This window comes from Desulfitobacterium sp. LBE (genome assembly GCF_007830365.1).
Classification (GTDB): domain Bacteria; phylum Bacillota; class Desulfitobacteriia; order Desulfitobacteriales; family Desulfitobacteriaceae; genus Desulfitobacterium; species Desulfitobacterium hafniense.
The window spans coordinates 2,968,063-2,994,894 of sequence record NZ_VLKD01000001.1 but is presented as its reverse complement, the minus strand read 5'-3'; the positions used below and the strand labels follow the sequence as shown (position 1 = coordinate 2,994,894).

Below are 26,832 nucleotides of genomic sequence, written 5' to 3'. Positions count from 1 at the left end.
ATGGCTAAACTGGGAATAACCATAGATCAGAGTCGCTGTGTGGGGTGCAATACCTGTGCAGTAGCCTGCAAAATGCAAAATAATGTCCCCATGGGCATGCTCTGGAACCGGGTGCTCACCGAAGGCGGCGAAGGCCTGGACAGTGCGGAAGGGGAGTATCCTCATCTGACGAAAAACTGGCTGACCGTGGCCTGCCAGCATTGTGAAAATGCCCCTTGCGTCAAAGTCTGCCCGGTAGGGGCAACCTATAAGGCGGAGGACGGCAGGGTCTTGATCAACTATGACCGCTGTATCGGCTGCCGTTACTGCATGGCCGCCTGCCCCTACAATGCCAGGGTGTTCAACTGGCAGAAGCCGGTTCGTCAGCCTGATTTCAGTTGCGGGGACGCCCCCGTCCGGCCGTCAGGTGTTGTGGAAAAATGCTCCATGTGCAAAGAGCGGACCGACCAGGGGCTGGAACCCCTGTGCGTTGTGGTCTGCCCGGCCAAAGCCCGCAAATTCGGCGATCTGGATGACCCCAACAGTCCGGTCTCCCAAGCAATCCGCGGGAAAAATTCGTACCGGCTTCTGGAAGAACTGGGAACAAAGCCGCAAGTTTATTACTTGCGTTAAAGGAGATGAGAATATGGACAATAAGCAAAAGAATCTTATCTGGTTTGGTAGTTTAGGCTTGCTGACCCTGATCGGACTGGGAGCGTGGCTCTATCAAATGACCAATGGCCTGGTCGTTACCGGAATGCGCAATATCGTCTCCTGGGGGCTTTATATCACGGCCTTTATGTTTTTCGTCGGCCTTTCCGCCGGTGGTCTGATTGTATCTTCTTCCGCCACCGTATTTAATATTGCTCCGTTTAAAAAAGTATCCTTGCCGGCGGTGCTCCTTTCCGTAGTCTGTGTTATTATGGCCGCACTCTTCATCGTTGTTGACTTGGGAAAACCCCAAAGAATGTTTAATCTGCTCCTCCATTCCCAATTCAAGTCTCCTCTGATGTGGGATGTCATCGTTATCACGGCCTATCTGCTTATCTCGGTGCTTTATTTGTACTTTATGACCCGGCCTAATCCGGATCAGAGAAAAATAAGGATCATGTCCCGAATCGCCTTGCCGGTTGCCATAGGTGTTCACTCCGTTACGGCCTGGATCTTTGGTTTGCAGATTGCCCGGGTTGCCTGGCACAGTGCCCTCATGGCGCCGCTGTTTGTGGCTTCGGCCTTGGATTCCGGACTGGCCTTGCTCCTGATTGTTCTGTTGGCCTTGAATCGCTCCGGCAAGTATAAAGTCGAAGATCAGCTTTTCAGCAGCCTGGCCGGACTGCTGGCAGTCTTCGTAGCGGTCGATGCCTTTTTTATCGGCTGTGAAGTGCTCACCTTCATCTATCCGGGTGAGGAAAAAGTTATGAACGCCGTGTCCCTCCTTTTCACAGGATCTCTGGCACCCTTCTTCTGGGGAGAAATCCTTCTGGGCCTGTTCCTTCCTTTCTTAATTCTGGTCTTTGCCAGGAACCGCGCCAAGAAGAGCTCTATTCTGCTGGCCTCAGTCCTCATTGTGGTTGGTGTGTTTTTCAAACGGGTCTGGCTGCTGTTTTCATCCTTTGTTTTCCCTTTAGTGCCTGGACAGTTAGGGGTAACTCTCGGTGAGTTTAAAGAGGGTGTGGATTCAATTGTGATCCCCAATATCTGGGCCACAGCGGGAAGCTATTCCCCAACGATGATTGAGGGCCTTATTTTCCTAGGGATTATATCTTCAGGAATCTTGCTTTTCAGGCTGCTCTTCCAGGGGCTCATATCTGCTCAATCCCCAAAAGCTTTGCTCAGCGAAAATATCACCAGTCGGTCTAACACCAGTCAAGTGCTTGGAGGTAAATAAGAATGAAACTCTCTTGGGAAGAGGTATGCAGCTTACGGACCAATCTGTATGGCTTCTTGGGAAATTGCCTGCTTGAATCGGTGCCGGAAGAGGGATCAGTGTCTATGCAGTGGGAATTTTGGGATGAATTCCCCTTGGAATCAGCAAATCCTCAGATGAAGGACGGATTAAGCAGGATCATCAGTTGTACAGAGTATCTGGCAAAATTACCTCGGTCCCAGGCCAGTCAGGAAGTTCAGTTGGAATTCATGGATCTTTTCCTGGGCCCGGGTCAGCCTAAGGCACCGCCCTGGGAGTCGGTCTACCGAACTCCGGAAAGACTTCTCTTCGGGTGGCCTACCCAGGAAGTCCGTAAAATCTATGGTAAGGCAGGGTTTGAAATTTCCCGCAAAAACCAGCTGCCGGAGGACCATCTAGGGTTGGAGCTCATGTTCCTGGCCATGGCCAGCGATACCTTGGCCAGGCTGATCACCGGAAAGGGCAGTAAAAATAAGATTTTCGAAATGATTAAACTCCAGAGGGATTTCATCTCCAGCCACCCCCTGACCTGGATTGCCGATTTTCATGAAGATGCTTACACCAAGGGAACCATCGGTTTCTATAGCGGCTTAATTCAATTGATTTGGGGTATCCTCCTCTGGGATCTGGATCTGCTGGAAGAAGTGGGCCGGAACGTTCAGCCCGGTCCGCTATGTACCGGAGAAGGAGGGAGAATATGAGCTGGCGTTTCCTGGTTAACCCTGATCTTTGTCTGGGGTGCCGCAGCTGCGAGATAGCCTGCCGCAATGAATTTGCCGACCAGGAAGGTGCCCGCTGGCGCTGGCTGAAGGAAGTAGAGGATCACTCCGGTCTGCATTACTTTCTGTCCTTAAGCTGCAACCATTGTGAGAATCCGGAGTGTGTCCGGGTTTGCCCTGAGGGGACCTACCGCAAGCGCAAGGATGGAATCGTCCTGCATGATCCCTGGCGGTGCAGCGGCTGCGGAAAATGCACCCACGCCTGTCCTTTTCACGTTCCGAAATATTCCTTATCTTCAGGCCGGGTCGATAAATGCAATTTGTGTTTTCATCGTTTGGACAAAGGTCTGCCGGCGGCTTGTGTGGCAGCTTGCCCGGTCAACGCTCTCTGCCATTTATTCCCCAACGAGCCGGACCCTATGGACGCCAGGGGTTCTGTGACGGGATTCACTAATATTTTGATTACGAAGCCTTCTATCCGGTTTATCCACAGTTCTATATGACAACATGATTCAGGTTGAAAAGAATAAGGTACTGAAAAAATGTGGATTTTGCAGGAATAGGTACGGATTTTTCAAGGAGGGCTGTCATGGCAAGTCATCTTCAATGGGTTAAGCAAATTGCCCGGGTACAAGTTGAAAACGGCGGTATGATGGGACTCAGCCGCCTGTTAATGCAAAAAATCGAGAAAACGGTGATGGTTACGGGTGACCAGGGGCATGTACTGAGCTGCCATATCTGGAATAAGCAACCGGTTGTCATCCAGGAGAGGTTATCGCTCCCGCAAAGTGTTGTGGCATCCACTGAAATGACCCGGGGTATAAGCACCTTTGGGGGACATAAATGTGCTTACTATTGTTGGCCCATAGTAAATCAGAAAAAGGAAGGGTATCTCTGGATATTAACAGAAAAGGAAAACCTGTCAGCAGAAGAAATGGAGATTACTGAATATCTCCGTTCGGCTTTGTTGGTGGAAATCGTCAAGAAACAAGAGCAGTTGAAGCTGAAACAGTATTTAAGGGATGGATCGATTCTGAACCTGCTCTTTAATAATTCTGATCAGCTGGAAACCATGGGGCAGGTCTGGGGGCGGAATTTGCTGATTACCCATATTGTTATGATTCTGGAAGGGCAGACGAAGGTGCCAGGTCATGGCCTTTCAGAAGTCCGAACCAAGGCTGAGAATTTTATTGAGGCAAAGTATCCTGGAACAGTTACCGGGATGATCGGAAAACATCTTGTGGTTTTGTTCCCCTATGAAAAAAAGACAAAAGAAAAAGACGGCCATACCAACGACAACTGGAAGAACATACCCAGGAAAGCTTACTCAGAATTACAGGAAATTCTGGATGATGTTAAGCTTTGGGCCAGTGTCGGCAGCATTTATCCGGATCAGCCCTTGCTCTATCGAAGCTATCAGGAAGCCAAGGTTGCCCTGGAGATGGGCAAAGTACTGGGTAAAAAGGAGAAGCTGACTTTTTTTAACGAATTAGGCGCAATCCGTCTCTTTTATAATCAACGGAAGCAGGATTTGCGTGATTTCTTTGAAGAGACTCTGGGCCCGGTTCTCAAGTATGATCGAATCAATGACGGCAATCTGCTTTTAACTCTATGGCATTATTACGCTTCGGGAGGAGATATCTCGGCAGCTACCAAGGGAATGTTTATTCATGCCAATACCCTTCGCTACCGACTGCGCAAAGTGGAGGAACTTACAGCTTCAAGCCTTGATGATCAGGAGGTCAGGTTTAATATCTATGCCGCCTTAAAAGTAGGGCTTATGCTGGGTATCTTTGAGGTGTGAATTGCTTTCTTATATTAAAATGAGTGTGTTTTTGATGATGTGAGCGCAGGTTCAATGAAGAATGCCAAATAAAGAGGAACAAACGGATAGCAGTAAGAGGCTGTCCGTTTGTTCCTCTTTAAAATTGATTTGCTCTCCGGTTGAGTGTTTCTTAAAAATTAGTAATACCTATCTTTATGAGGTTTGAGAGTTTTTTGCGAGAAGCGCTTGCTACAATTAAAATCAAGCTGTTTCAATTATTGACAATTTCCCTGGTTTTTAAGATAAAAATAGACCTGAAGGAGGTGTCTTATTATGGATTTTGCATTAACTGGTTCAATTGTTTTATTCCCGTATAACTTTGCACCTAAGACATGCCTTCTATGCGACGGAAAAACTTATTCAATGGATCAGTATATAGTACTATTCAGTCTTATAGGAGATTTTTACGGTGGGAATGCCGAAGAGGGGATATTTGCGGTGCCTAACCTGATGAATGCTTCCCCCTTTCCTGGTATGAGCTATTATATAGTTTATGATGGAATTTACCCTTCAAGGTCATGAGGTATAGTCAATGTATTCTATTTGTTAAACGATAATTCGGTTTGTAGATTTTACAGAGAATGAAAGGAAGATGTCATAATGGTTATTAATGAGGATTTAGAAGTATTGCTCGGTGCAATCTATTTATTCCCGTATCCTTTTGTACCCAAAAGATGGCTGATCTGCGATGGAAGGTCTTTGTCAACAGCTCAATATGAGCCCCTTTTTTCATTGCTTGGCAATACATATGGTGGAGATGGCAAAACCACTTTCGCACTTCCCAACTTAATCGGCGCTGAGCCACACCCGAATATGAAATATTGTATTGCCTACTCGGGAATATTTCCGCAACGGCCATGATGGGAGGAGATTTATTGATATGGCGATTAATTTAGCTCTAAAAAAGCCAACTATTAGCAGCAGTTATCTTCAGCCCTATGAACCTGCAAGAGCAGTGAATGGTGATTACATGACCCCTATGAGTAGGTGGCTTTGTACACATTTGCCGGGATGGCTGACCGTTGATTTGGGTGAGGTCTATAGCTTCGACAGATGGGTAGTAAGACAGATGCCAATTGCGGGATGGCCTTCGCCCGACTACTGCATGAGTGATTTTACACTGCAGGGAAGTAACGATGCTGAAAGTTGGGCTGACCTTGATAATGTGGCTGCCAATACCAGTGCTATTGTTGATCGGATGTTGACTGCAGCTGCTTCATATCGCTATGTAAGGGTATATGTGACAAAAGGTCTCAATGCAAACGATAAATTTGCATCTCTTATGGAATTTGAGATTTACCAAGCGCCACCCTCATTGGCGGGACTTATAGTAAAGGACAACAGCGATCATACTGTCGAATTGAACCCTGCATTCAACAGCAGCACGGATAGCTATAAAGCCACTGTGTTGCTGTCTGTGGCATCGGTAACCCTAATCCCAACGGTACTGGACAGCTCGGCTGTAATAAAGGTAAATAGTACGGAGGTTGTCTCCGGGACTTCTTCTGCACCGATAACGATCAATGTTGGAACAAACCAGATTGAGGTAAGCGTTACTGTTGACGGTGTGACAAAGATATATACTATTGAAATCACTAAAGCCGCAGCTGCCAATCCTTATCTCAAGGCGATTTCCATTACCGGTAACAACAAAGGAGCCATTTCACTTGATCAGACATTTGATCCGAAAAATAGTTTTAACTACACTGCTCTAGCTGATTATGATGACACCAGTGCTACAGTGGTGCTTACGGCTGATGACCCCAATGCCAAACTTTCCGTGAACGGCGGTGCATCCAGCAGCGGCCCGGCAACCTTCTCGGTTACAATGTCAAGTCCTGGGGATTACAGCACTGCCATCGTTGTTGAGGCTGCTGATGGCACAACAACACAGTCTTACTCGCTGAAAGTGACCAGACCGAGCAGTGCTTATATAAGCAGTATAGATCCTATCCCTGCTGTAACATTTATCAAAGATCCCGGGCCCGGCACAGGATTTGTAAGAGATTATTACAATTATAAGGTTGTCACCACAGTAGCTTTTAGAATAAAGGTGTTTTTGGAGGATTATCCCAACATAAATAAGGTGAGTTTTCAGATTAACTCTGGATCTTCAACGGATTTACCTCATGATGCCTTTTCATCACCTATTCCTGTACCTGCTGCGGGAAGCAATTTTGTTACGATTACAGTGACTTCCCAAACAGGGGGCGCAACAAAAAAATACATCATTGAGGTTTCAAAGTAAAAGGTATATCAGGCATGCAGTTTACAATAGCCATTTAATATAGATAGAAAATCAATTTATAAGTGAGGTTGATTTATGTATACAAACTTAATAAAAAAGACAATGACAATTCTGTTAACCTTATGCCTGGTACTGGGTATGATCCCGGGACACGGTGTCTATGTATTGGCTGCAACAAATGTGCCAACGGGCAATTACACTATTTCAAGCAATGGCGACTATCAATTGGATGCAGGATATTCCGGTAAAATCACCATTGCTAAAACAGTAACTGCTGTAAGAATTATCGGAAATGGCGCTCACACTAATACAAGCATTAGTGTGGAAAGTGGGAGAAGCTCAGCACTGGAATTAACCATTGAAGACCTCAACATAACGGCTCCAGTATCGGGAGGTAATAGTGGTGAGCATGGTATCGATTTTTCTAACACCGGTAATTATGGGCATAAGCTTTGGCTCAAAGGGAATTGCTCGATTACGGGGGATCAAGCGGGTATTGCCGTAAATGATGGAGTGCAGCTAACAATAGACAAAGCAGCCGATGTTGCAAACGATGCTGATGCAGTACTTACTGTACTTGGTAAAAATGGTTCTGCAGCTATTGGCGGCTATTATAAAAATAATCACACTGATTACGGTAGCTGCGGTGAAATAACGATCAATGGTGGAACCATAAATGCCACAGGAGCAGCGGCTTACCCAAATTTTGTTTACGGAGCAGCAGGTATCGGTGGAAGTCTTATTTCTGTTCAAGGCTTTACAAAAGGCGGAACCATAACAATTAATGGAGGTATTATAACGGCAACTGGAGGAGAAGCAGCGGCAGGTATCGGAGGCGGTATGGGCTTTAATTATAATGGAGCCAGCCAAGGAATAATAACTATTAATGGCGGAACTGTTGTCGCTTCAGGAAATAAAACTGGAGCAGGTATTGGTGGCGGTAACACGGGGGGAGGTTATATCATAAATATCAATGGTGGGACTATTACGGCCAATGGAAGTGCTGATATGGAGGAAGGTGCCGGTGCAGGCATAGGAAGCTCTTCATTTGGATTTGGCTCTCCCACGATTGTAAATATATCTGGTGGTACGATAACAGCAACGGGAGGAACTAACAGCAACTTTGGAGGGTCGGGTATTGGCAGTGGTTATTTATCTGAACAAGGAACAATAAATATTACCGGGGGTTCGATAACGGCCATTGGTGGAAGTAATGGAGGCGCAGGTATTGGCGGAACATCGGGTAATAATGGTGAAAAAGTTACCATTTCAGGCAACCCGCTCGTTAAAGCCTTTGCTGGAACCGGAGCTGAGGATATTGGTAAAGGTAAAGGTATGGGTGGAAGCAGTGGAACCTTAAAAAATGGAACGGATGACTGGGTCTATCTGAAATTTCATGTAACCAAAGAAGGAAGCAATGTAGCCGGAGCAACGATTAATATAAATTCAAGCCAGTACACAACGGATGCCGGTGGGTATGCCTATTGCTTTGCGCCGAAAAGTAATACGGCATATACCATAGATGCAGCAGGGTGTCAACAAGCATCGGGGACAGCAAGCAATGCTAAGATCAGCAATTTAGTCAATGTTACAATGACTGCGGCGGTGACCTACACCGTAACCTTCGAGAGCAACGGAGGAAGCGCGGTCGCCGCGATACCTAATGTGGTAGAAAATAGCACCGTAGCCTTGCCGGCACCGCCGGCTAAAGTAGGATACAGCTTTGCCGGATGGTACATCGATAATGATACCTTTGCCGACGAATTCACGGCAGGCACTTTCGTGACAAGCAATCTCACAGTCTATGCCAAATGGACGCCCCTGCCTCCGGCAACCTACACCGTAAGCTTCGAGAGCAACGGAGGAAGCACGGTCGCCGCGATCCCCAATGTGGCGGAAAATAACACCGTAGCCTTACCGACACCGCCGCCGACCAAAGCAGGATATAGCTTTGCCGGGTGGTACATCGATAATGACACCTTTGCCGATGAATTCACGGCAATTACCCCCGTGACAGGCAATCTCACAGTCTATGCTAAATGGGCAACCCTTCCTACGGATGATTCATCGGATAGAGACGACTCCACGTCTCCCTCCACACCAACACCCCCGTCGACACCCCCAGCTACCGTCACAGGCAATGTTAAAGACGGAGCCACTGGCGGCACCGTGTCCAACGTTACCGCCACCGTAGCCAAGGACAGCCATAACCAGATAACCCTTACCCTGCCCGCGGCCCAGATTGCCGTCACCAAGCAGCCGGACGGTACAATCACACCGTTGCTCGATCTGGCTAAGGTAGTGATTACCAAGGATACAGGAACCCAGCTTTCCATCTCAGCAAACGGAACGTTCCAAATCGCGAACCTGGCCCAAGGTACGGACCACACCTTTAAGATCGGCTATGATTTAGGAAATGGCCAAAAAATTACCATCGGCACGATGGACATCACGGTCGATCCCAGCGGCAGCGTCAAACTGGATGTCACCTTAATCGACCCCTACGGCATCATTACGGATGGAAGAACAGGGAAAACCCTTGCCGGGGCCAAAGTAACCCTTTATTATGCCGATACCGCCCGGAATAAAGCCGTCGGCAAAACCCCAGGCACCCTCGTCGAACTTCCCCCACTCGAAGAGTTCAAGCCCAACCAGAATATAAACCCTCAAAACAGCGACCCCAGCGGAGCCTATGGCTTCATGGTCTTCCCGGAAAGCGATTATTACCTCGTGGCGAACAAAGAAGGGTATGAGGAGTATAAAAGCCCCACCATCTCCGTCGAACAAGATCTCGTCAAATGGGATTTCAAAATGAATCAGCCCCTCCTCGGCATAAAACGGCTTGCCGGCCCAACCCGAGTCGACACCGCATTGGAAATCGCCAAAGCAACCTTCACAGCAAAAGTAAAGCATGTCATCCTAGCTACCGCTGCCAATTATCCTGATGCCTTAGCCGGAAGCGTGCTGGCCTACAAGCTCAATGCCCCCATCCTGCTTATCGACAGCTCCAGCGAAGAACAAGAAAAAGTTCTGGAGTATATAAGCATGAACTTAGACAGTGCAGGAACTGTCCATATTTTAGGCGGCAAAGGAATCGTCGGCAGTGAGATCGAAGAAAAAATAAAGGCGCGGGGCTTCACAAAGATCACCCGGATTGGCGGAAAGGACCGCTATGAAACGGCCCTAAAGATCGCAGAATACTTAGAAGTACCCCAGGGGACCCCGGTCGTGCTAGTCTATGGGGAAGACTATCCTGATGCCTTATCCATAAGCAGCAGCGCAGCCGCAATGCAAAGCCCCATTCTCTTAGTAGGGCGAAATGAAATCCGGCCGGAAATAAGCCAAGCCCTACAAAAAATAAAGCCGATTAAAGTCTACATTTTAGGGCGCGAAGGAAAGATCAGCTCCGCAGTAGAAAAACAGGTTGCCGAGGCAGCAGGCTTAGGAGCGGATAAAATAGTGCGGATTGGTGGAACAGATCGTTATGAAACCGCATTGAAAATAGCCCAATACTTCAATTTGTCGGGACAAAATGTCAGTATAGCCACAGGAAGGAACTTTCCGGATGCCTTAGCCGGAAGCATCTATGCCGCAAACCACAACTCCCCGCTCCTCCTCTGCGATGAAGAACTGTCGGAAGAAGCAGCAGCATACTTAAGGACAAGGGCTATAACGGGAGGAACCCTTTTCGGGGGAGAAGGAGCCGTCAGTAAAGCAGTTGAAGAAATGCTGAAGGAGATCATCGGGAAATAAAGAAAATACATGAAGAAGGGAACTTGCCCTCCTTCTATAATGAAAACGGCGGCGGAAGGCCGTCGTTTTCATATGCAAATGCTTCTTTTCTGCGCAAGGGCAGCCGGCGGCTTAGGATTCAATCGCTTTTAATTGCTTCCAGCGCCGATATTTTCACGGCTTTGTTGGCGGGATAGTACCCGGAGCCCACCCCGATAAAAATGGAAAAGACAACGGCAAAGCCGATAAGCCAGAGGGGTATAATGGATAGTTTGCTGCCGCCGGCACCTTCCGAAACAAAATTCATGATTAGTGAAATGATCAGACTGACGACATTGCCGACAACTCCTCCCAGGAAACCAATAATACCGGATTCCGTAAGAAAAATAATACGAATATCCTTTACATAGCAGCCCAGCGCTTTCATAATGCCGATTTCCTTGGTCCGTTCAGAGATGGACATAATCATCGTATTGGTAATCCCAATAGCGGCCACGAACAATGAAATAGCTCCCAGTCCTCCCAGCATCAGCTGTTTTTGCCGCGCTTCTTTTTCCATGGGCTCACGGATGCTTTCCATAGATCGGGTATCAAAGCCAAGCCGCTTGATTTCCTTTTCCACTTCGGCGACTTTGGAAATGTGATCTACCTTAACAAGAGCATTTTGATAGCTTTTCTTTTCGGTCGTGTTGTTTGCCGCACCGGAATCCTTTAAGATCTGTTCCAGAAAAGCCAGGTCCAGCAAGACACCTTCGCTGGTTTCGTAACCTTTGTTGTAATCTTCTTTGACACGTCCGGTTGCTTCAAGGGGGATGCTGTATTTGGCGATGCCTTCCTTTTCCAGGACCAGAGTCAGGGAGGACGTGAGCGGGTTGAAGTAGGGGTCCGGCATATTGTTCTTGAGTTGGTCCATATCGAAATTATTAAAATCAATATTGGCGTAACGGTCAACCCGATTGCTTCCTTCCGGCCGATAGGAGTCCCGGAAATTGTAAGCAAACATTTCGCCGACCAGCACCCCCTTAGTATTGGCGGGGTATGCTCCATCCACAAGCTTGAATCCCAGCTTTTCCAGGCTGGAGCTGTCATAGGCCGCTATCGGGAGCCAATCGTTGATATATCTGTCGCCAATTCCGGCGTAGATCTTAAAGTAAACATCGTTGAACAGTTCGTCGGGAGAGATTTTCGGCGATACCGCAATGACATTGGGTATCTGAGCAATCGTTCTGATGCCGGCGTCATCCAGTTTATTTTGATCGTTGCCCATATTGGGCACCATAACGGTGATAATTGTCAAATCTCCCATTTCCGCCAGCATTTCTTCCTGGGAGACTTTCGTGCCGATGCCGATGGACACCATAATGACAATGCTGCAACACCCGATCAGTACCCCCAGCACGGTTAATAAGGTTCTGGATTTGCGGCGGCGCAAATTGCGCAGGCACATTTTTAAAATATCTTTCCAAGTCATTCTCTATACCTCTGATTTGGAAGGCGCATCTGTGCTTGGTGCGCTGCCGTCGGTTTTATCCTCCGTCAGCGGCAGGTCTTGGGCGGGCGCGTCTTCTTCCCAGGAAAAGTCGATCGAGCTTATTTTCTTTTGTGCCCGGGCTTTCCTGATGCGCATTACGGCAATTCCTATACCAGCCAGTAAGACAATGGCTGCGCCAATCAACCAAGGGAGCGGGATTTTGCTTTCTTGTTCAGGGGCCATTTCCGGCATGCCCATATCCATGGGGGGAGGCGCATCAAAAGCTGAGACCAGCACCGGAAATTCCTTGATGACAGGTTCTAAATTAGCGTCTTCATAAGTAATTCTGATGGTGAAGGACAGTTCCCCTGGCTGCAACGGCATAAAAGCAAAACCGATGGTGCTGCTCTTTCCCGCCTCAATATTGCCAAGCTGCTGCACCTTGGCAGGCGTTTCCATTTCCCCTGTAATATCCTCAATCGCCGCCTCCACATTCGATATAGGGTTTTTCCCTTTATTCACATAGCTTAAAGTAATAACCGACTCCTGCCCGACAGCGACGAAATCAGGTAATTGAGGCTGCGCCAGTTCAAAACGATCCGGCAGGTAAATGGGGATGGACAACTTTTCGCTCATGGTGTTGGTGGCGCGTTTACTGCCGGTGTTATACTCATATTTAAAACTGACTTCTACCGTTTTAGCACCCGATATACTGGTTTGACCGGAGTTGGCGACGAGCAAGGCCTGCAAATCCAAATCCTGTGTAAGGGTTTGTCCCGCCCCCAGAGATTCATAGTAAAAGGTGTTGGAGGAGCTGGCCACAGAAAAATTCTCACCTGTTTCCAGGGTGACCACAATGTTTTCAATACTCAGGTCGGAGCTGGTATTGTAAAAATCCATGGACAGCTTGAAGGCTGTATTGGCTGCTACCGGAGCTCCCCCATAAGAGTAATTGCTGACGATGAGATAGGGAACCGAGGCGTCGGCATCTTTATGGCTTTCGGTCACCACAACAACCTTGCCGGAGGCCGTGCCCGGTACGATACCGCCGCCGCTGTCATAGGAATAGCTTGCGTCGACACCGATGGTTTGCAGGGATGAGGACGGCTCGCTGGCGGCCTTTACTTTGACGGTGATGCTTTCTTCCGTGTGACCCTTAATCTCTTTCAGGAAAAAGGAGCTTTGGCCGTCCGGGAAATAAATGGAGTCTGAGGGATTGAGGGAAACTGTGATATCGGAAGCGGTGGTCTCCCCCATATTGGTTATTTGCAGGGTAACATCCTTCTCTTCGTCGCCTTTCAGGATGTCCTTGGTTTGGACGCCGCTGATAAAAAGAACGGGCGCCGGGGATTTGTCGGCGGTTGCAATGATAATTTTGCCGGTGGCCGTCTCCTGGACAATGCTGCTGCCGTTGGTATAGGAGTATTTTACCTCAACACCGATACTTTGCAGTGTCGAGGCCAGCGCACCCGCCGCCTTGATTCTCACGGTGAGGCGTTCTTCGCTGTTGCCTTTCATGTTGGGTAAGAAAAAGGAGTTTTTGCCGTTGGGGAAATAAATGGAGTCCGACGGAGTGAGTGTAACTTGAATCTTGGAGGCCATTGTATCGCTCATATTGGTGACTTGAATCGTGACATCCCTCTCGCCGTTGCTTTTCAGGACTTCGTCCGTTTGAACGCCGCTGATGAAGAGAATTGGCTCAGAAGATTCGTCGATTTCGCTGATCAGGTTAATTCGTTCGCTGGCGGTACTTTGGACAAGGGCACTTCCGTTGTCATAATTGTATTTGAGATCCACGCCAACACTTTGGGACGCCGGGGGAAGCTCACTCCCCGTTTTGATTTTCACGGTAAAAGACCTGGTTTGTTTGCCGCCAATAGTATCTAAAAAGAAAGTGGTTTTACCGGCCACAAGGTAAATTGATTCTGAAGGGGTGAGTGACACCACCGCATCCTGAAGGCTCGAGTCGCTGAGATTTTCAATGTTGATGGTCAGATCCATGAGCTGATCGGGTTTCAAGGTGTCCCGGTTGAGAGAGCCGGTTATCAGCAGGGTGGGGGTGGGGGTTACTTTGTCATTATCGGCAGGTTTGTTTTCCTGATCAACGCATTCCGTTATAGATAAATCTGTGATGTCATAATCTACAGATAAGCTCTTGTAGCCAACCATGAACTTAAAGGTTTTACCGGACCCGCTATACTTAACATTAGAGAATTTGATAGTCATGGCAAGGGGATCTGTGGCTTGAGAGGTTATGGTAACTGCAGGACTGCCACTCCCTGAAAAGCTATCCACTAATTTGGATACGTCAATATCCGCAGAACCTGATATGTCAGAACTCTTAATACCTGGGTTTTTCACAGTGATTTCCAGGTTTATCGGATAACCCGAGGGGACTGATGACAGGATGTTTCCGGAAGTATCAGTAACCTTATATCCGGTTATAGCCAGATTGCTTTTTATACCGGTTGTATCGGCCCCTAATGCTGCAGCAGTCCTCAAGGGGGAAACGATCAAAATTATAGCCAAAAGCATAGCCATTATGTAACGTAATTTTTGCAGAGTGCTCTTCATAATTCCTCCTTAATTCCCGTTAATCGGTTTATTTTTTATTTCATTGCTGACAATCTCGCCATCTACCAGTGTCACAATCCGGTCGGCATAAACTGTCATTTCCGGGTCATGGGTGACCAGGATGATGGTTTGCTTAAACGTCCCTGCAAAGTTTTTGATCATAGTCATAACTTCTTTGGTTGTTTTTGTATCAAGGTTCCCGGTAGGCTCATCCGCAAAAACAACCGCAGGTTTTGTGACAAAGGCCCTGGCAATTCCCACCCGCTGCTGCTGCCCGCCCGACATTTGTCCGGGATAGTGATGCAATCGATGCCCAAGCCCAACCTTTTGCAGCATGCTCTGGGCCATGGCATTGCGTTTTACTTCCGGCACACCACGAAACATCAGGGGCAGGGCCACATTTTCTGTGGCGGTCAGCATAGGCAGCAAATTATAAGACTGGAAGACAAAGCCGATATATTTTTGCCTGAATTCGGCAAGCTGATCTTCATTCAAATGGGAAATGGGAACGCCGCCTATTTTTACGCCCCCCTTAGAAGGTTTCTCCATCCCTGCCAATTGATTTAAAAGCGTACTTTTTCCTGAACCTGACGCGCCGAATATGCAGCACAGTTCCCCGCGATTTATGGAGAAGTTTATTCGTTTTAAGGCAACAACGACTTCTTCCCCCATAATGTATTCTTTGCGAAGGTTGCGGATTTCAATTAATGGTTTCTCCAAATCCAATAGGTCTCCTTTTCCTGATTTTCTTAATTGGGGTTTGTCAACCGAACCCTTATTTTTCTTATCGGCTTGTGAACTTTTCGGATTGTCCTGACTCATTAACCGAATTTTATATTTCCAACATCTAGGATTCGACAGCTATATTCCAAAACCCTTGCAATATCGGGTTTTTATCGGAATTTTATGTTTTTTAGCAAACCACTAGGTAATTGTTAAATCTCCTTAGTTAGCTTAGGTTAACCAAGGAGATTTTTTTGCCTTTCGAAGTACCTTCGTCATACTGCCCTTAGAGTATAGAAAAATAAAATAAAAGTGTGAGCTGCATTTGTTTTTGTTGAGAGATTTTTGAGAGAGAAATAGATAAACTTATAGTAGATTATGAAAAGAGGTTGCAGGATAGATTGAGAAGATATTTTAAGATGAAACAGGTTATCGCTGTGATAATCCTATTAAGCACAACATTGCTGATGCTATCCACTATTTACTATACCGATGCTCCCGAACAAGAATCTCCTGCTGCTGTACGGGGGACTCTGGATCTGTCTTCCTGGGACTTCACAAAGGATAGGAGTGTCTTCCTAAATGGAGAATGGGATTTTTACCCGGGAAAACTTCTGCAGCCTGAAGAGCTTCCCAAGGGAAGTCATTATTTCATGAAGGTTCCCGGGGGCTGGGATAAAACAAAGGGGGCTTTCCTTCAGAAATCAAGGGGGAACGGCACCTACAGGCTCTCTGTAAAGCTGCCGGAATTGCAGGAGCAGCTGGGGTTAAAAATTCATAATATATGGATGGCCCACAGGCTTTTTATCAACGGTCAATTGGTCAAAGAATCCGGACTGCCCTCAGACAGTCTTGAGGGCTATCAGGCCCTTAATACGCCATACGTTGTTGTAGTAGAGCCGGCTGAGGAGCTGGAGATCGTTATTCAGGTATCGAATCAAGTCCATTTTACGGGAGGAATTGCCCACCCCATTCAGCTGGGGCTCAAGAATTACATAGAGAAGAAAAATATGCTGGCCTTTGGAGGAGATATGGCAGTTTTTCTGCTGTTCCTTATGTTCGGTATTTATCACCTTCATATGTATAACATGAGGGACAAAGAAAAAACCTACCTGTTCAGCGGACTGTTTCTGTTAAGCATCTCTATAGTCTCAATTACTTTTGGGGAAAAAGTTTTAATGCAGGTTTTTGAGGAGATCCCCTTTGCCGTAGCTTATAAATTGCAGGATTTTTTTCTTTTTGCCAGCTTTGCAGCGCTGACTTTATTTATTCAATCCCTGGAGCCGGGAACTATCAAGGGGAGGAATTTAATCCTATCCCTGATGCCCGTGCTGATTTATCTGGGAGTGGTTATCTTGATACCCTACCACTGCTATTCGCCCGTCAAATTATATATTACTTTTTACGCCAATTTACTGCTGTTTTTTTATATCATAAGACTTATTTATATGCTTTTTTACAAAAAACAGGGAAGATTGCCCCCCAATGAGTCGGTTTATATTTTCCTGTGCTGTATATTTGCCGGAGTCATCATTATTGATTCCAATTTATATTATTCAGGATATACCAATGGAAATATGATTGCGAGATTAGGGATATTCGCCTTTTTGCTCAGCCTGAATCTCTTTTTGTCCAGGCGGTTCACCAACAAAATGAATGAAGTACAAGCCCTTTCCGAGGAATTGATAAGATCCAGGGAAATAAAGGATGAGTTTCTGGCCAGAACATCCCATGAGCTGAAAACTCCCCTCCACGGTATTATCAATATCTCCGGCCACCTTTTGAAGGGGGAGACATCTTCCTTAAGCCTGGAGCAAAGGGAAAACCTTTTGTTGATTCAGGATACTTCCTCCAGGCTTTCGCTGCTGGTTAATGATTTGATTGATGTCATAAAGCTTCGCCATGAGGACTTGCAGCTGAATCTTATCACGGTGGATCTATATGTGGTGATTCAATTGGTATTTCAATTGTTGTCCTTTGACTTGCAGGGCAAGGAAGTGAAGATGCTGAATAAAGTAAAACCTATGACCTTCGTAGAGGCTGATGAAAATCGCCTGAGGCAAATTTTATATAATATTACCTCCAACGCCATGAAGCATACGGAAAAAGGAGAAATTGTTGCCCAGGCAAGGGAGGAGGGCTTGGACATAGTCCTGACCATTTCCGATACGGGAAAGGGAATTCCGCAGGAACATTGGGAGCTGGTCTTTAAGGACTTCAATCATGATTCGCTGCCGCAGCAGGACTATAAACAGGGTATGGGTTTGGGGTTATATATCAGCAGGCAGCTGGCCAGAAAAATGAAGGGGGAGGTATGGATTGCCGATTCTGTTGTCAATAAAGGGACAAGTATGGCGGTACGACTTGCCAAGGGGCAGTGTTTAAACACCGAAATGACTGCCGGATCGGTATTGGAAAGAAAAGTTTGGAGTTCAAAACCAACAAGTTCCGGCTTAAGTGAGAAAATGAAAAAGATATTGATTGTCGATGATGAACCCACCAATATTAGAGTTTTATCCCTTATGTTGGAGGGAGAGTATCAGGTGTCTGCAGCCTATAGTGGGGAGAAAGCCCTGGAATCACTTAAAAACGAAAAATTCCATCTCCTTTTGACCGATCTGATGATGCCCGGCATGTCAGGCATCGAACTGACCCAACAAATAAGACAAAATTACTCTCTGATCGAACTGCCTATTATCATTGCCACAGCCAGGAACAGGGAGAGGGAAATAGAATTGGCTTATCAAAACGGCGCTAATGATTATATTACCAAACCCTTTACGGCAGAAGAGGTTCAATGGAGGGTAAGGAGCCTGCTGAAGCTGACGGATACCATGGAGAAGGCTTTTGAAAGTGAGATGGCTTATTTGCAGGCCCAAATCAAGCCCCATTTCATCTATAATGCTTTAAGCAATATCATTGCCCTCTGTCATGAGGATGGGGAGAAGGCTTCCGAGATGTTATCCCTCCTGAGCAGATATTTAAGACATATTTTTCAGCGGGATCAGAACCAGCAGACTTTACAACTGCAGCAGGAGCTGGACCTTATCAAAACCTATGTGGAAATTGAACAGCTGCGGTTTGGAAAGCATCTTCACTATGAAACCTATGTTGATCCGGAAATCCTCAATAAGGGGATAAAGATTCCGACGCTGCTTATTCAGCCTTTGGTTGAAAACGCCATACGGCACGGGCTTTTTAATAAAGAAGGAGAGGGAACGGTGTCTCTGAGGATTACGGAGGGGGAAGGATTTATTCACATTATCGTAGAAGACAACGGCGTAGGTATGAGTGAGGATGAGGTAGGGAGGATCCTGAACGGAAAAGGGGGAAAGGGTGTAGGCCTCAAGAATGTTTTGATGAGGGTAGCCTCCTTGCCCAAAGCTGCTTTTTTAATCGACTCTGAATTGGAAAAGGGAACCCGGTGCAGTATTTTTTTGCCCAAAGAGCTGGTTTAAATTCCAAAAATCCGCTTGTCTCGCGCTTTATTTTAAAGCATAATCAAATAGTGTAAAACAAGGAGACCTCAGGAGAAAGTATCTTGATAAAACGAATTTTAGCAATCTTAATCATTACGATCATAGGGGTTTCCTCGATTCTGCCTTCCGTGATCTCCGACAGCCGGGGGCCGGACCCTCTTTCGCTGCATGCTGAGGCTGGGACGATGGATCTTTCGGCATGGGATATTCAGAAGGATCCAACCCTAAAGCTGGATGGGGAATGGGAATTTTACTGGAGTCAGCTTCTCGGCCCGGAGGATTTTCAGCCGGACGGCGGGAGAATTCCCCAGCTGACAGGATATATGAGGGTTCCGTCAATATGGAGCGGCAAAGAACTCAATGGCACGGTACTTCCTGCTTTTGGATGTGCAACCTACCGGCTTGTATTAAAGAATATCCCGTACCACGGTGTGCTGGGGCTGAAAAAGGAAAATGTCCGCCTGTCAAGCAGGGTCTATGTGGATGGTCAGGAGTTGTTTTCAGACGGAGTGCCGTCGCTTACGGAAGCGGAGTATGAATCGGGAAACAATCCCCAGCTGGGCTTCTATTATTGTGACGGCAGCGAATTGGAAATTATCGTGCAGGCTGCAAATTACGATTACATAAATGGCGGGATACCGGTGTCCTTTAAGATTGGCGAACAAACAGCCATGCTGGCTCAGCAGGAGAAAGGCAATTTGCTGGGCTTCAGTGTCCTGGTTACTTTGTGGTCTATCGCGCTGTTGTATCTCATTTTTTTTATCAACGCCAGATACTTCAAAAGAAAGGCTGCTTCGTTGCTGTCTTTTGCAATCTTTTGTTTCCTTTTCGCTGTCGGAAACGCGCTCACCGATCAACGTCCTCTGGTAATGATGCTGCCGGATATTTCCTTTGAAGCGATATTTAAAATGAAGGATTTCTTTCTGTCCGCAAGCCTGATTGCCGTAACCGTGATATTTTATCAGGCCAGAAAGGGTATTATCTCGCTGCGAATGACAGGAATGGTCTCTGCGGTATACGGCTGCTATCTGATTGCTGTGCTGACCCTGCCGATCTACCTCTATTACAAGCTGCACCCGTTTATTATGCTTTTAAATACAATCGTGCTGATCATCCTGTTGGCAAGGACGACAGTTTTATTTCTGAGATGTAAGAAATCCGACGTGCTTGATTACTTACTGCTTTTCATTGCGATCCTGGCCCTCAATCTTTATTCCGCCGATTCGATTCTTTTTGCACTGTCCCTGAAGACGGTTTCCTCTCTCTGCCAGATTTATATTGTCACCTTTGCCTTCGTGACGATTTTCCGGCTTTCCATGCATTATTACGAGGTTCTGGCTAACCTCAGGATATCGATCAAGCGTACACAGGACGCTGAAATTGCGTTTTTACGGTCTCAGATCAAGCCTCACTTTCTGTATAATGCCCTGAATTCCATCGCCGCTTTATGCAAAGAGGCTCCCGATCAGGCGGAAGACGTCGTCATACAGCTTTCCGAGTATCTGAGAGGAAGCTTTGATTTTAAAACATTGGATTCGCTTACCACGGTGAAAAAGGAAACGGAGCTGCTGGAGGCCTATCTGAACATTGAAAAAGTACGTTTCGGCAAGAGGCTCAATGTGGAGTATGATATCGATGAAAGCATCAATCTTCCGATTCCTCCCCTCATCTTGCAGCCTTTGGTCGAAAATGCGGTAAGACACGGTCTGATGTCCGGCGTAAGCGGGGGAACCGTTAAAATCTCGATAAAAAAAGAGCTGGCCAACGTGGTTTTTTCCATTGAGGATGACGGAATCGGCATGGAGCCTTCACAGGTGAAGCGGCTGCTGGAGCAGGCGCCGGACGAAAACGGAGTGGGCCTGTGGAATATCAACCAAAGGCTCAGACTGATCTACGGAAATGAGCTTGAAGTATGGAGTGAAAGAGGAGCCGGAACGAGGGTATCGTTTCAGCTTCCCTGGAATTCACAAGAGACATCGCTGTCACGCGGTAATCTATGATGAATCGTAGCGGAGGGTAATATTAGATGGAGGTCATAGTTGTTGATGATGAAGAACTGTCCCTGAACCGTCTGGGTAATATGCTTGCCGGTATGCCAGGCGTTGAAGTCTGCGGACTGTTTTATACGGCCGCAGAAGCGCTGCAATATATCAATGAAAATAAACCGGATGCGGTGTTTCTGGATATCTGCATCCCGGAAACCGACGGCCTTGCCCTTGCCAACAAGATTAAGGATATTGACGGCTCCGCCAAGGTGGTTTTTGTGACAGGGTATGACGAATATGCCGTCAGAGCCTTTGAATTGGAAGCCGTTGATTATCTGATGAAGCCGATCAGCCGTGACCGTCTTGAAAAGACGGTCCAAAGGCTGCAGCGCGCCTGTATAGGCACAGGCCGGCAAAGCAAACCCCAAATGAAGGTTTCCTGCTTCGGCGGTTTTCGTGCGGCTGTTGGGGACTCGGACTCCGGCATTGTGAACTGGCGGTCGCCCAAGACGGAGGAGCTGTTCGCCTTTCTCATTTTTAAAAAAAATGTCAGCCGGGATGAAATTGTCAATACGCTGTGGGATGGTTTAGAACCGGACAGGGCTTTGACAAACATAAATTCTACCATGTACTATATCCGTAAGGCGCTCAGCCCCCACGGCCTGGAAAAATGCATCGCCGCCACCCGTAAGGAGATTCGTATCGATTCAGAGCTGATCTCCTGCGACTTATATGAATTTGAAAGGCTGCTGAGAGGCAGGCCGAGCAGCAAAGACCGCGTCGAAACTCTTGACCGGCTGGCTGAACTGTACAAGGGTGAACTCTTTCAGGGCAAAGCCTATGAGTGGTCCTTTTCAAAATCCCGAAGCCTTGAGAGCGGCTTTATAAGCGCCCTTCTGGAAACAGCGGAATATTACAGGGAAAAGCAGGGATATGAACAGGCTGAAAAAATGTATAAAAGGGCCCTTGAAATCGATCCCTTCAATGAGGAGATCTGCGGCCATATCATTCAAATTTGTTTGAAAATGGGCAGGAAAAGCGAGGCGCTGCGCTTATATCTCCAGATGGAAAAGTTTCTGATGGAAGAGCTGGGAGAGAAGCCTCAGGATAAATTGAAAAAATTTTTTGAGGAACAATAGTATATGGTGTGAAAAGAGGCTCCGGAGGAATGTCCGGGGCCTTTTGTTTATTTTTTGTTTAGTCGAAAAATGTAAAATAACAAGAAAGCCTGTTAGTTAGATAAAGGAATAAATTTACAAAAGGAGGATTTTTAATGAATTATCGAAAAGTGAAAAAATTGTTGGGGATGCTGTTGGTTGTGGCAATGCTGCTTCCCATGATCCCAGTTTCGCCGGTATACGCAGATACCCCAACAGACTGGCAGGTGTTGGGAAATGGAGCGTTTCCACCGCAATCAACAAGCCTTACGTCATTGCCCGTAGATGGCGGAACAACGTATGCAGCTGTTACAGTTGGTACCAGCAAAACGGCAGTATACCGCTTGGATGAAAGCGGAAACGGGCAAATCGGCTCAGATCTTGAATACACATGGAACGGCTCACTGTATGCAGATAACGACACCCTTTATTTTGCCTATCTGAAAGGCGACAGTGAACTGAAATTAGTAAAATATAATCTGAATGACATGGGTGGAGCCTGGGAGACGCTGGGAACCCCAACGATCCTAACTATGACTAATGAGATATCATTGTATGCCCATAACGGAATACTCTATGTAGTCTATGCGCAAGGTGGCCAGGCGAAGCTTGCCCGGTACGACGAAGCTGGCGGAGGTTTTTCCGAGATAGGATCGTTCGCGAACGGCTATGCCAGATCGCTGTCATTGAAAGGCGATGGTGACGGAAACCTTTATGTATCATATATAGAGGTCGGCTATGTAAATGTAAAAAAATTATCCTCCGGTGGGAGCACCCTGGAACAGGTAGGCGGCGCTGTTTCCGACTTTGGAACTGATGCTTCGCTTTTTGTGTATGGCGGTACGCCTTATGTGGCATTTACTAATATTTTAAATTCACAGGATCAGAAGTGTGTGGTAAAAAAGTTTGAGGGTGACAGTTGGCTGACCGTAGGAAGCGGAGACGGTGTCTCCAATGACATTGCAGCAGGCAATTCCTTATATATAGATGATGAAGGAACTCCCTATGTGGCGTATGAAGGCGGAAATGGCCATAATGCAACGGTATATAGGCTGGAGAATACCAGCTGGGTACCGGTAGGCTACCAGGGGTATGCTTCAACCGGATCGGCATCCCATCTTTCCCTGGCTGTCTATGATGGAATCGCTTATCTGGCATATGGAGATGCTCACAACGGTAACGCTCCAGTGGTAAGGTGGCATGAACTGCCGCCCAGTTCAGTGTGGGAGACGGTAGGAAGCGGGCCGCGCTCATCGCCATACGCAAACTTTACCTCATTATTTATGAATGACGGCATTCCCTATCTTGCTTTTTCAGATCAGTGGGATAATGCCAACAGGATCGTAGCAGAAAAGTTTGTGGGCAATCAATGGGAAGTTGTACTCAACCGATACTTCGCTAAATCGGTGCAAGATGGTGCGGTGTATGTCGATGAGAATACGGATACTCCTTATATGGCCTATGTTACTTATGATGCGCATGTAGAAGTATTGAAAATGGTCAATTCCGGCGGTGTAATCGACTGGAATATGGTAGGCAGTACGACCTCGTTAGATGAACTCGCCCGTGGTCTGTCCCTATATGTCCATAACGGCGTTTCCTATGTGGCATATGCCGACATGGCTAACGATGACAGCCCGGTAGTAAAGATGTTTGCCAGTGGCAGCAATGTTCCGGTTCCGGTGGGGGATGTGGGCGAAACCTTGGCCAGCTATGTGTCCATGAAGGGCGATGCCGCCGGGAACCTTTATTTGGTATTCGAATCAAGCCCGTCAGACCGGATTAAAGTGATGAAGAAACCTTACGCCAGCGACACCTGGTCGATGGTAGGGGATTTTGTTTCTCCCGGAAGGACATATGGCCCCTCGTTGTATCTATATGACGACGGCTCCGGGAATGTCACTCCCTATGTAGCCTATGCAGATGCTCAATCCGGCGATCGTCCAATCGTCAGGAAACTTGTGGGGGACGAGTGGGTGACAGTAGGCGATGATTATGTTTCAGAGGATTTCGCGTGGGAAACTTCCTTGTACGTAGATGAGGATGGAACACCTTATGTCGCTTATGTAATCGGCGAAGGCGAGTATTCAAGAGTATTCAAGCTGGACAATAACAGCTGGGTACCGGTGGGCGGAAATGGATATGCTTCCGATGGAGACTCATCCGGGATTTCCTTGGCTGTATGGAATGGAGTCCCTTATCTGTCCTATGCTGATCATGAAAACGAGGGTAGGGCAGTCGTAAGGCGGTATGCTCCTTTCGGCATAGCACCAACCATCTCGGCCCAGCCCAGCCATCAGACTGTAACAGCAGGACAGACGGCAACCTTTACCGTAGCGGCAACAGGGGATGCACCTCTTTCCTACCAGTGGAAAAAGGATGGTATAGATATACCCGGAGCAACTGCCAGCACCCTGACCATCACCGATGCCCAGGCATCGGATGCAGGAAGCTATACCTGCTATGTGAGCAATGCAGCAGGGAATGTAACCAGTAATGCTGCAACCCTTACAGTGAACCCGGTACCTGTGGCACCGGCCATAACGGGACAGCCGAATAACCAGATTGTAACAGCAGGGCAGACAGCAACCTTCACAGTAACTGCAACAGGTACAGCCCCACTGAGCCACCAATGGAAAAAGGATGGTACAGATATACCCGGAGCAACTGCCAGCACCCTGACCATCACCGATGCCCAGGCATCGGATGCAGGAAGCTATACCTGCTATGTGAGCAATGCAGCAGGCAATATAACCAGTAATGCCGCAACCCTGACCGTCAATCAACCTGGTGCGCTGGTTCTTACTGCGGCGCCCGGCAATCAGCAGGTAACCCTGACCTGGAACGATATCCCCGAAGCAGCCGGCTACAGCGTATTTAAAGACAATGCCCTCTTAGAAACTGTAACCGGAAGTGCAATCAGTGTAACCGGACTTACCAACGGAACCACGTATCACTTTGAAGTTAAAGCACTGGACAGTAATGCGGTGGTCATTGCGGCTTCCGGCCAAGTCAGTGCCACTCCTGTCACAACTCCCGGAATACCCACCGCAATAACCGCTGTCGCCGGCAACGGTGAGGCGACCATTAGCTTTACTGCACCCTCCGATCATGGAGGCAGCCCCATTACCGGGTATATAGTTACCTCAAGCCCTGGCAACATTGCAGCAACAGGGACAGGAACGACGATTACAGTTACGGGCTTGAGCAATGGCACCACCTATACCTTTACGGTGAAAGCTGTCAATGCAGCAGGAAACGGGACTGATTCAGCTGCCTCCAATGCCGTAACACCGCAAAGACCAAGATCATCGGACGACGAAAGCTCCGGTGGAAACACAACCCCGGTTAGTTCAACTCCCTCCGGTGTAACCCAAATTACCGTGGATGTTAAACAGGGCAATACAGACAGCACCGTTGCCCAGATTACGGTAGAAAGAAGAACCGGGAGCGACGGAAAGAAAACCGATACCGTAACCTATCAGGAAAGTAAAGCGGCAGAGACCGTCAAGAAATTAAAAGAAGAAAACAAAGATACGGCAAGAATCGTCATTCCGGATGAAAAAGATGAGGTAGCGGAGACGAAGGTCAATATTCCTGTCCAAGCCCTTGAGGTCTTGGCCCAAGGCGGAATCAATCTGCAGATTGACACCGAAGAAGCAAAGATTGATATTGCCAAAAATACCATCACTGGAATCAGTCAAGAGGTGGAGGGGGATTTGTATTTCCGTCTTGTACCGGTTAAGGACGAAGCACAGAAGAAAAGTACAATAGATCAGGCCTTGCTGAAAGCTGCCCTTGTAAGCGGCAATGCGGATAGCAGCCTATCCATTGTGGGGAATCCAGTGACCATTGAAACCAACATGTCTTCCACCGAGGCAGATATCACCCTCCCTCTGACCGGAATGACCTTACCGTCCAATCCAGCAGAGAAAGCTGCCTTATTGCAGCAGCTGGCTGTTTACATTGAGCATTCTGACGGAGATAAGGAGCTGGTCCAGGGGGAATTGGTGGAATACAAGGAAGGGGTATACGGAATCCGCTTTCATATCAATAAGTTCAGTATTTTCACCGTAGTCAGAACGGATGCCTTCTTAGCATCCCCGGCTGCCAAAAGTTTAAGGCTTTTCGGCCCCAACCGGGTGGAGACAGCTATCGCCATCGCCCAAGCCAGTTACCCGGGCAAAGTCGCCCAGGCGGTTTTAGCCACAGCGGATAATTACCCGGATGCCCTGGCAGGAAGCGTCCTGGCCCATAAACTCAACGCCCCGCTGCTGCTGGTGGGCAAAACAGCCAAGGAGCAGGAAGCCCTGCTGGCTTATCTGAAAGACCATGTCGAAACCCAAGGAACCCTCACCCTGCTGGGGGGCAACGGTGCTATCCCCGCGGCAGTAGAACAAACCCTCCAAGCCAACGGATACAACCAAATCATCCGGCTGGGCGGAGCCAACCGTTACGAAACCGCCCTGAAGATCGCCGAAGAACTTAAGGTAGAACAAGGCAGACCGGTCATCCTGGCCTACGGCGGAAACTATCCCGACGCCTTATCCGTGAGCAGTGTCGCCGCCGTACTCCAAAGTCCCATTCTCTTAGTAGAGAAAAACGGGATCAGTGAAGGAGTAAAAGACAAACTAACCCAAATCAAACCCAGCAAAGTCTATATCATCGGTCTGGAAGGAGTCATCAGTCAACACGTGGCAGAGGAAGTGGCTCAATTAACCTCCCTGAAGCAAGAAAACATCGTCAGAATCGGGGGAGCAGACCGGTATCAGACCTCCCTGGCCGTAGCCAAGTACTTTAACTTATCCGGCAAAAACATCGGCATCGCCACGGGCAACAACTTCCCGGATGCCCTGGCGGGCAGTGTCTATGCCGCCAATCATAATGCCCCCATGCTATTATTAAACGACACCATCCCCGGTGAGGTGATGGACTACTTAAAGTCAAGGGAGCTGACCGGAGTCACTCTATTTGGGGGAGAGGCCGTCCTCAATGCTGAGATAGAGCAGAAGCTGAGAGAGCTCATTAAGTAGA

The 26,832-nt window shown here is 47.6% G+C and carries 16 protein-coding genes; 13 read left to right on the top strand and 3 right to left on the bottom strand.

Features of this window, described 5'->3' with window-relative positions; genetic code table 11:
- The 9 genes from DESLBE_RS14180 to DESLBE_RS14140 all read left to right on the top strand — a co-directional run bounded on the left by DESLBE_RS14180 (nucleotide 1) and on the right by DESLBE_RS14140 (nucleotide 10,430).
- Entirely contained in the window at nucleotides 1-612 is a 612-nt protein-coding gene (locus DESLBE_RS14180; protein ID WP_144677394.1) for a 4Fe-4S dicluster domain-containing protein, read from the top strand.
- 13 nt (nucleotides 613-625) lie between these two features.
- Nucleotides 626-1,867, top strand: coding sequence for an NrfD/PsrC family molybdoenzyme membrane anchor subunit (nrfD, locus tag DESLBE_RS14175; protein WP_144677393.1), 1,242 nt, complete (start codon nucleotides 626-628; stop codon nucleotides 1,865-1,867).
- 2 nt (nucleotides 1,868-1,869) lie between these two features.
- Nucleotides 1,870-2,586, top strand: a complete 717-nt coding sequence (locus tag DESLBE_RS14170) for a molecular chaperone TorD family protein (RefSeq protein WP_144677392.1) — start codon at nucleotides 1,870-1,872, stop codon at nucleotides 2,584-2,586.
- Complete coding sequence (locus DESLBE_RS14165; RefSeq protein WP_015942790.1) at nucleotides 2,583-3,107, top strand: 4Fe-4S dicluster domain-containing protein; 525 nt, start codon at nucleotides 2,583-2,585, stop codon at nucleotides 3,105-3,107. Before DESLBE_RS14170 ends, DESLBE_RS14165 begins: the two co-directional genes overlap by 4 nt.
- A gap of 86 nt (nucleotides 3,108-3,193) precedes the next feature.
- Complete coding sequence (locus DESLBE_RS14160) at nucleotides 3,194-4,408, top strand: helix-turn-helix domain-containing protein (RefSeq protein ID WP_144677391.1); 1,215 nt, start codon at nucleotides 3,194-3,196, stop codon at nucleotides 4,406-4,408.
- Nucleotides 4,409-4,702: 294 nt separating this feature from the next.
- On the top strand, nucleotides 4,703-4,951 hold the full coding sequence (locus DESLBE_RS14155) for a phage tail protein (protein WP_015942792.1): 249 nt from the start codon (nucleotides 4,703-4,705) through the stop codon (nucleotides 4,949-4,951).
- A gap of 75 nt (nucleotides 4,952-5,026) precedes the next feature.
- A complete protein-coding gene (locus DESLBE_RS14150) occupies nucleotides 5,027-5,290 on the top strand; it encodes a phage tail protein (protein WP_144677390.1) in 264 nt (87 codons plus the stop codon).
- 19 nt (nucleotides 5,291-5,309) lie between these two features.
- Complete coding sequence (locus tag DESLBE_RS14145) at nucleotides 5,310-6,677, top strand: cadherin-like beta sandwich domain-containing protein (protein WP_144677389.1); 1,368 nt, start codon at nucleotides 5,310-5,312, stop codon at nucleotides 6,675-6,677.
- Nucleotides 6,678-6,752: 75 nt separating this feature from the next.
- Nucleotides 6,753-10,430: a cell wall-binding repeat-containing protein gene (locus DESLBE_RS14140; protein WP_144677388.1), complete on the top strand. Its 3,678-nt coding sequence runs from the start codon at nucleotides 6,753-6,755 to the stop codon at nucleotides 10,428-10,430.
- 118 nt (nucleotides 10,431-10,548) lie between these two features.
- Here DESLBE_RS14140 and DESLBE_RS14135 read toward each other — a convergent pair whose 3' ends face one another.
- Genes DESLBE_RS14135 through DESLBE_RS14125 form a run of 3 tightly spaced genes read right to left on the bottom strand, consistent with a single transcriptional unit; the run spans nucleotide 10,549 to nucleotide 15,180 of the window.
- The gene (locus DESLBE_RS14135) at nucleotides 10,549-11,880 is read right to left on the bottom strand and encodes an ABC transporter permease (protein ID WP_144677387.1); all 1,332 of its coding nucleotides are present in this window, start codon (nucleotides 11,878-11,880) and stop codon (nucleotides 10,549-10,551) included.
- Nucleotides 11,881-11,883: 3 nt separating this feature from the next.
- A complete protein-coding gene (locus DESLBE_RS14130; RefSeq protein WP_144677386.1) occupies nucleotides 11,884-14,454 on the bottom strand; it encodes a hypothetical protein in 2,571 nt (856 codons plus the stop codon).
- Between the two features lie 9 nt (nucleotides 14,455-14,463).
- Nucleotides 14,464-15,180 (bottom strand): ABC transporter ATP-binding protein, encoded by a 717-nt coding sequence (locus tag DESLBE_RS14125; protein ID WP_202980548.1) that lies wholly within the window; start codon nucleotides 15,178-15,180, stop codon nucleotides 14,464-14,466.
- Nucleotides 15,181-15,596: 416 nt separating this feature from the next.
- Between DESLBE_RS14125 and DESLBE_RS14120 the strand changes: the two genes are divergently transcribed.
- From DESLBE_RS14120 to DESLBE_RS14105, 4 genes are all read left to right on the top strand, one after another.
- Nucleotides 15,597-18,635 (top strand): ATP-binding protein, encoded by a 3,039-nt coding sequence (locus DESLBE_RS14120; protein ID WP_243131320.1) that lies wholly within the window; start codon nucleotides 15,597-15,599, stop codon nucleotides 18,633-18,635.
- An 83-nt stretch (nucleotides 18,636-18,718) separates the two neighbouring features.
- Nucleotides 18,719-20,656: a histidine kinase gene (locus DESLBE_RS14115; protein ID WP_144677383.1), complete on the top strand. Its 1,938-nt coding sequence runs from the start codon at nucleotides 18,719-18,721 to the stop codon at nucleotides 20,654-20,656.
- A 26-nt stretch (nucleotides 20,657-20,682) separates the two neighbouring features.
- Nucleotides 20,683-21,780 carry a response regulator gene (locus tag DESLBE_RS14110; protein ID WP_144677382.1) on the top strand — a complete coding sequence of 366 codons (1,098 nt, stop codon included), beginning with the start codon at nucleotides 20,683-20,685 and terminating at the stop codon, nucleotides 21,778-21,780.
- 134 nt (nucleotides 21,781-21,914) lie between these two features.
- Nucleotides 21,915-26,831, top strand: coding sequence for a cell wall-binding repeat-containing protein (locus DESLBE_RS14105; RefSeq protein ID WP_144677381.1), 4,917 nt, complete (start codon nucleotides 21,915-21,917; stop codon nucleotides 26,829-26,831).
- The last annotated feature ends 1 nt before the right edge of the window (nucleotide 26,832 follow it).

Bases quoted from the DNA above. Each gene is read 5' to 3' on its own strand.
- DESLBE_RS14180 (WP_144677394.1), top strand. From the start codon at position 1: ATGGCTAAACTGGGAATAACCATAGATCAGAGTCGCTGTGTGGGGTGC.
- nrfD (WP_144677393.1), top strand. From the start codon at position 626: ATGGACAATAAGCAAAAGAATCTTATCTGGTTTGGTAGTTTAGGCTTG.
- DESLBE_RS14170 (WP_144677392.1), top strand. From the start codon at position 1,870: ATGAAACTCTCTTGGGAAGAGGTATGCAGCTTACGGACCAATCTGTAT.
- DESLBE_RS14165 (WP_015942790.1), top strand. From the start codon at position 2,583: ATGAGCTGGCGTTTCCTGGTTAACCCTGATCTTTGTCTGGGGTGCCGC.
- DESLBE_RS14160 (WP_144677391.1), top strand. From the start codon at position 3,194: ATGGCAAGTCATCTTCAATGGGTTAAGCAAATTGCCCGGGTACAAGTT.
- DESLBE_RS14155 (WP_015942792.1), top strand. From the start codon at position 4,703: ATGGATTTTGCATTAACTGGTTCAATTGTTTTATTCCCGTATAACTTT.
- DESLBE_RS14145 (WP_144677389.1), top strand. From the start codon at position 5,310: ATGGCGATTAATTTAGCTCTAAAAAAGCCAACTATTAGCAGCAGTTAT.
- DESLBE_RS14140 (WP_144677388.1), top strand. From the start codon at position 6,753: ATGTATACAAACTTAATAAAAAAGACAATGACAATTCTGTTAACCTTA.
- DESLBE_RS14135 (WP_144677387.1), bottom strand. From the start codon at position 11,880: ATGACTTGGAAAGATATTTTAAAAATGTGCCTGCGCAATTTGCGCCGC.
- DESLBE_RS14130 (WP_144677386.1), bottom strand. From the start codon at position 14,454: ATGAAGAGCACTCTGCAAAAATTACGTTACATAATGGCTATGCTTTTG.
- DESLBE_RS14120 (WP_243131320.1), top strand. From the start codon at position 15,597: ATGAAACAGGTTATCGCTGTGATAATCCTATTAAGCACAACATTGCTG.
- DESLBE_RS14110 (WP_144677382.1), top strand. From the start codon at position 20,683: ATGGAGGTCATAGTTGTTGATGATGAAGAACTGTCCCTGAACCGTCTG.
- DESLBE_RS14105 (WP_144677381.1), top strand. From the start codon at position 21,915: ATGAATTATCGAAAAGTGAAAAAATTGTTGGGGATGCTGTTGGTTGTG.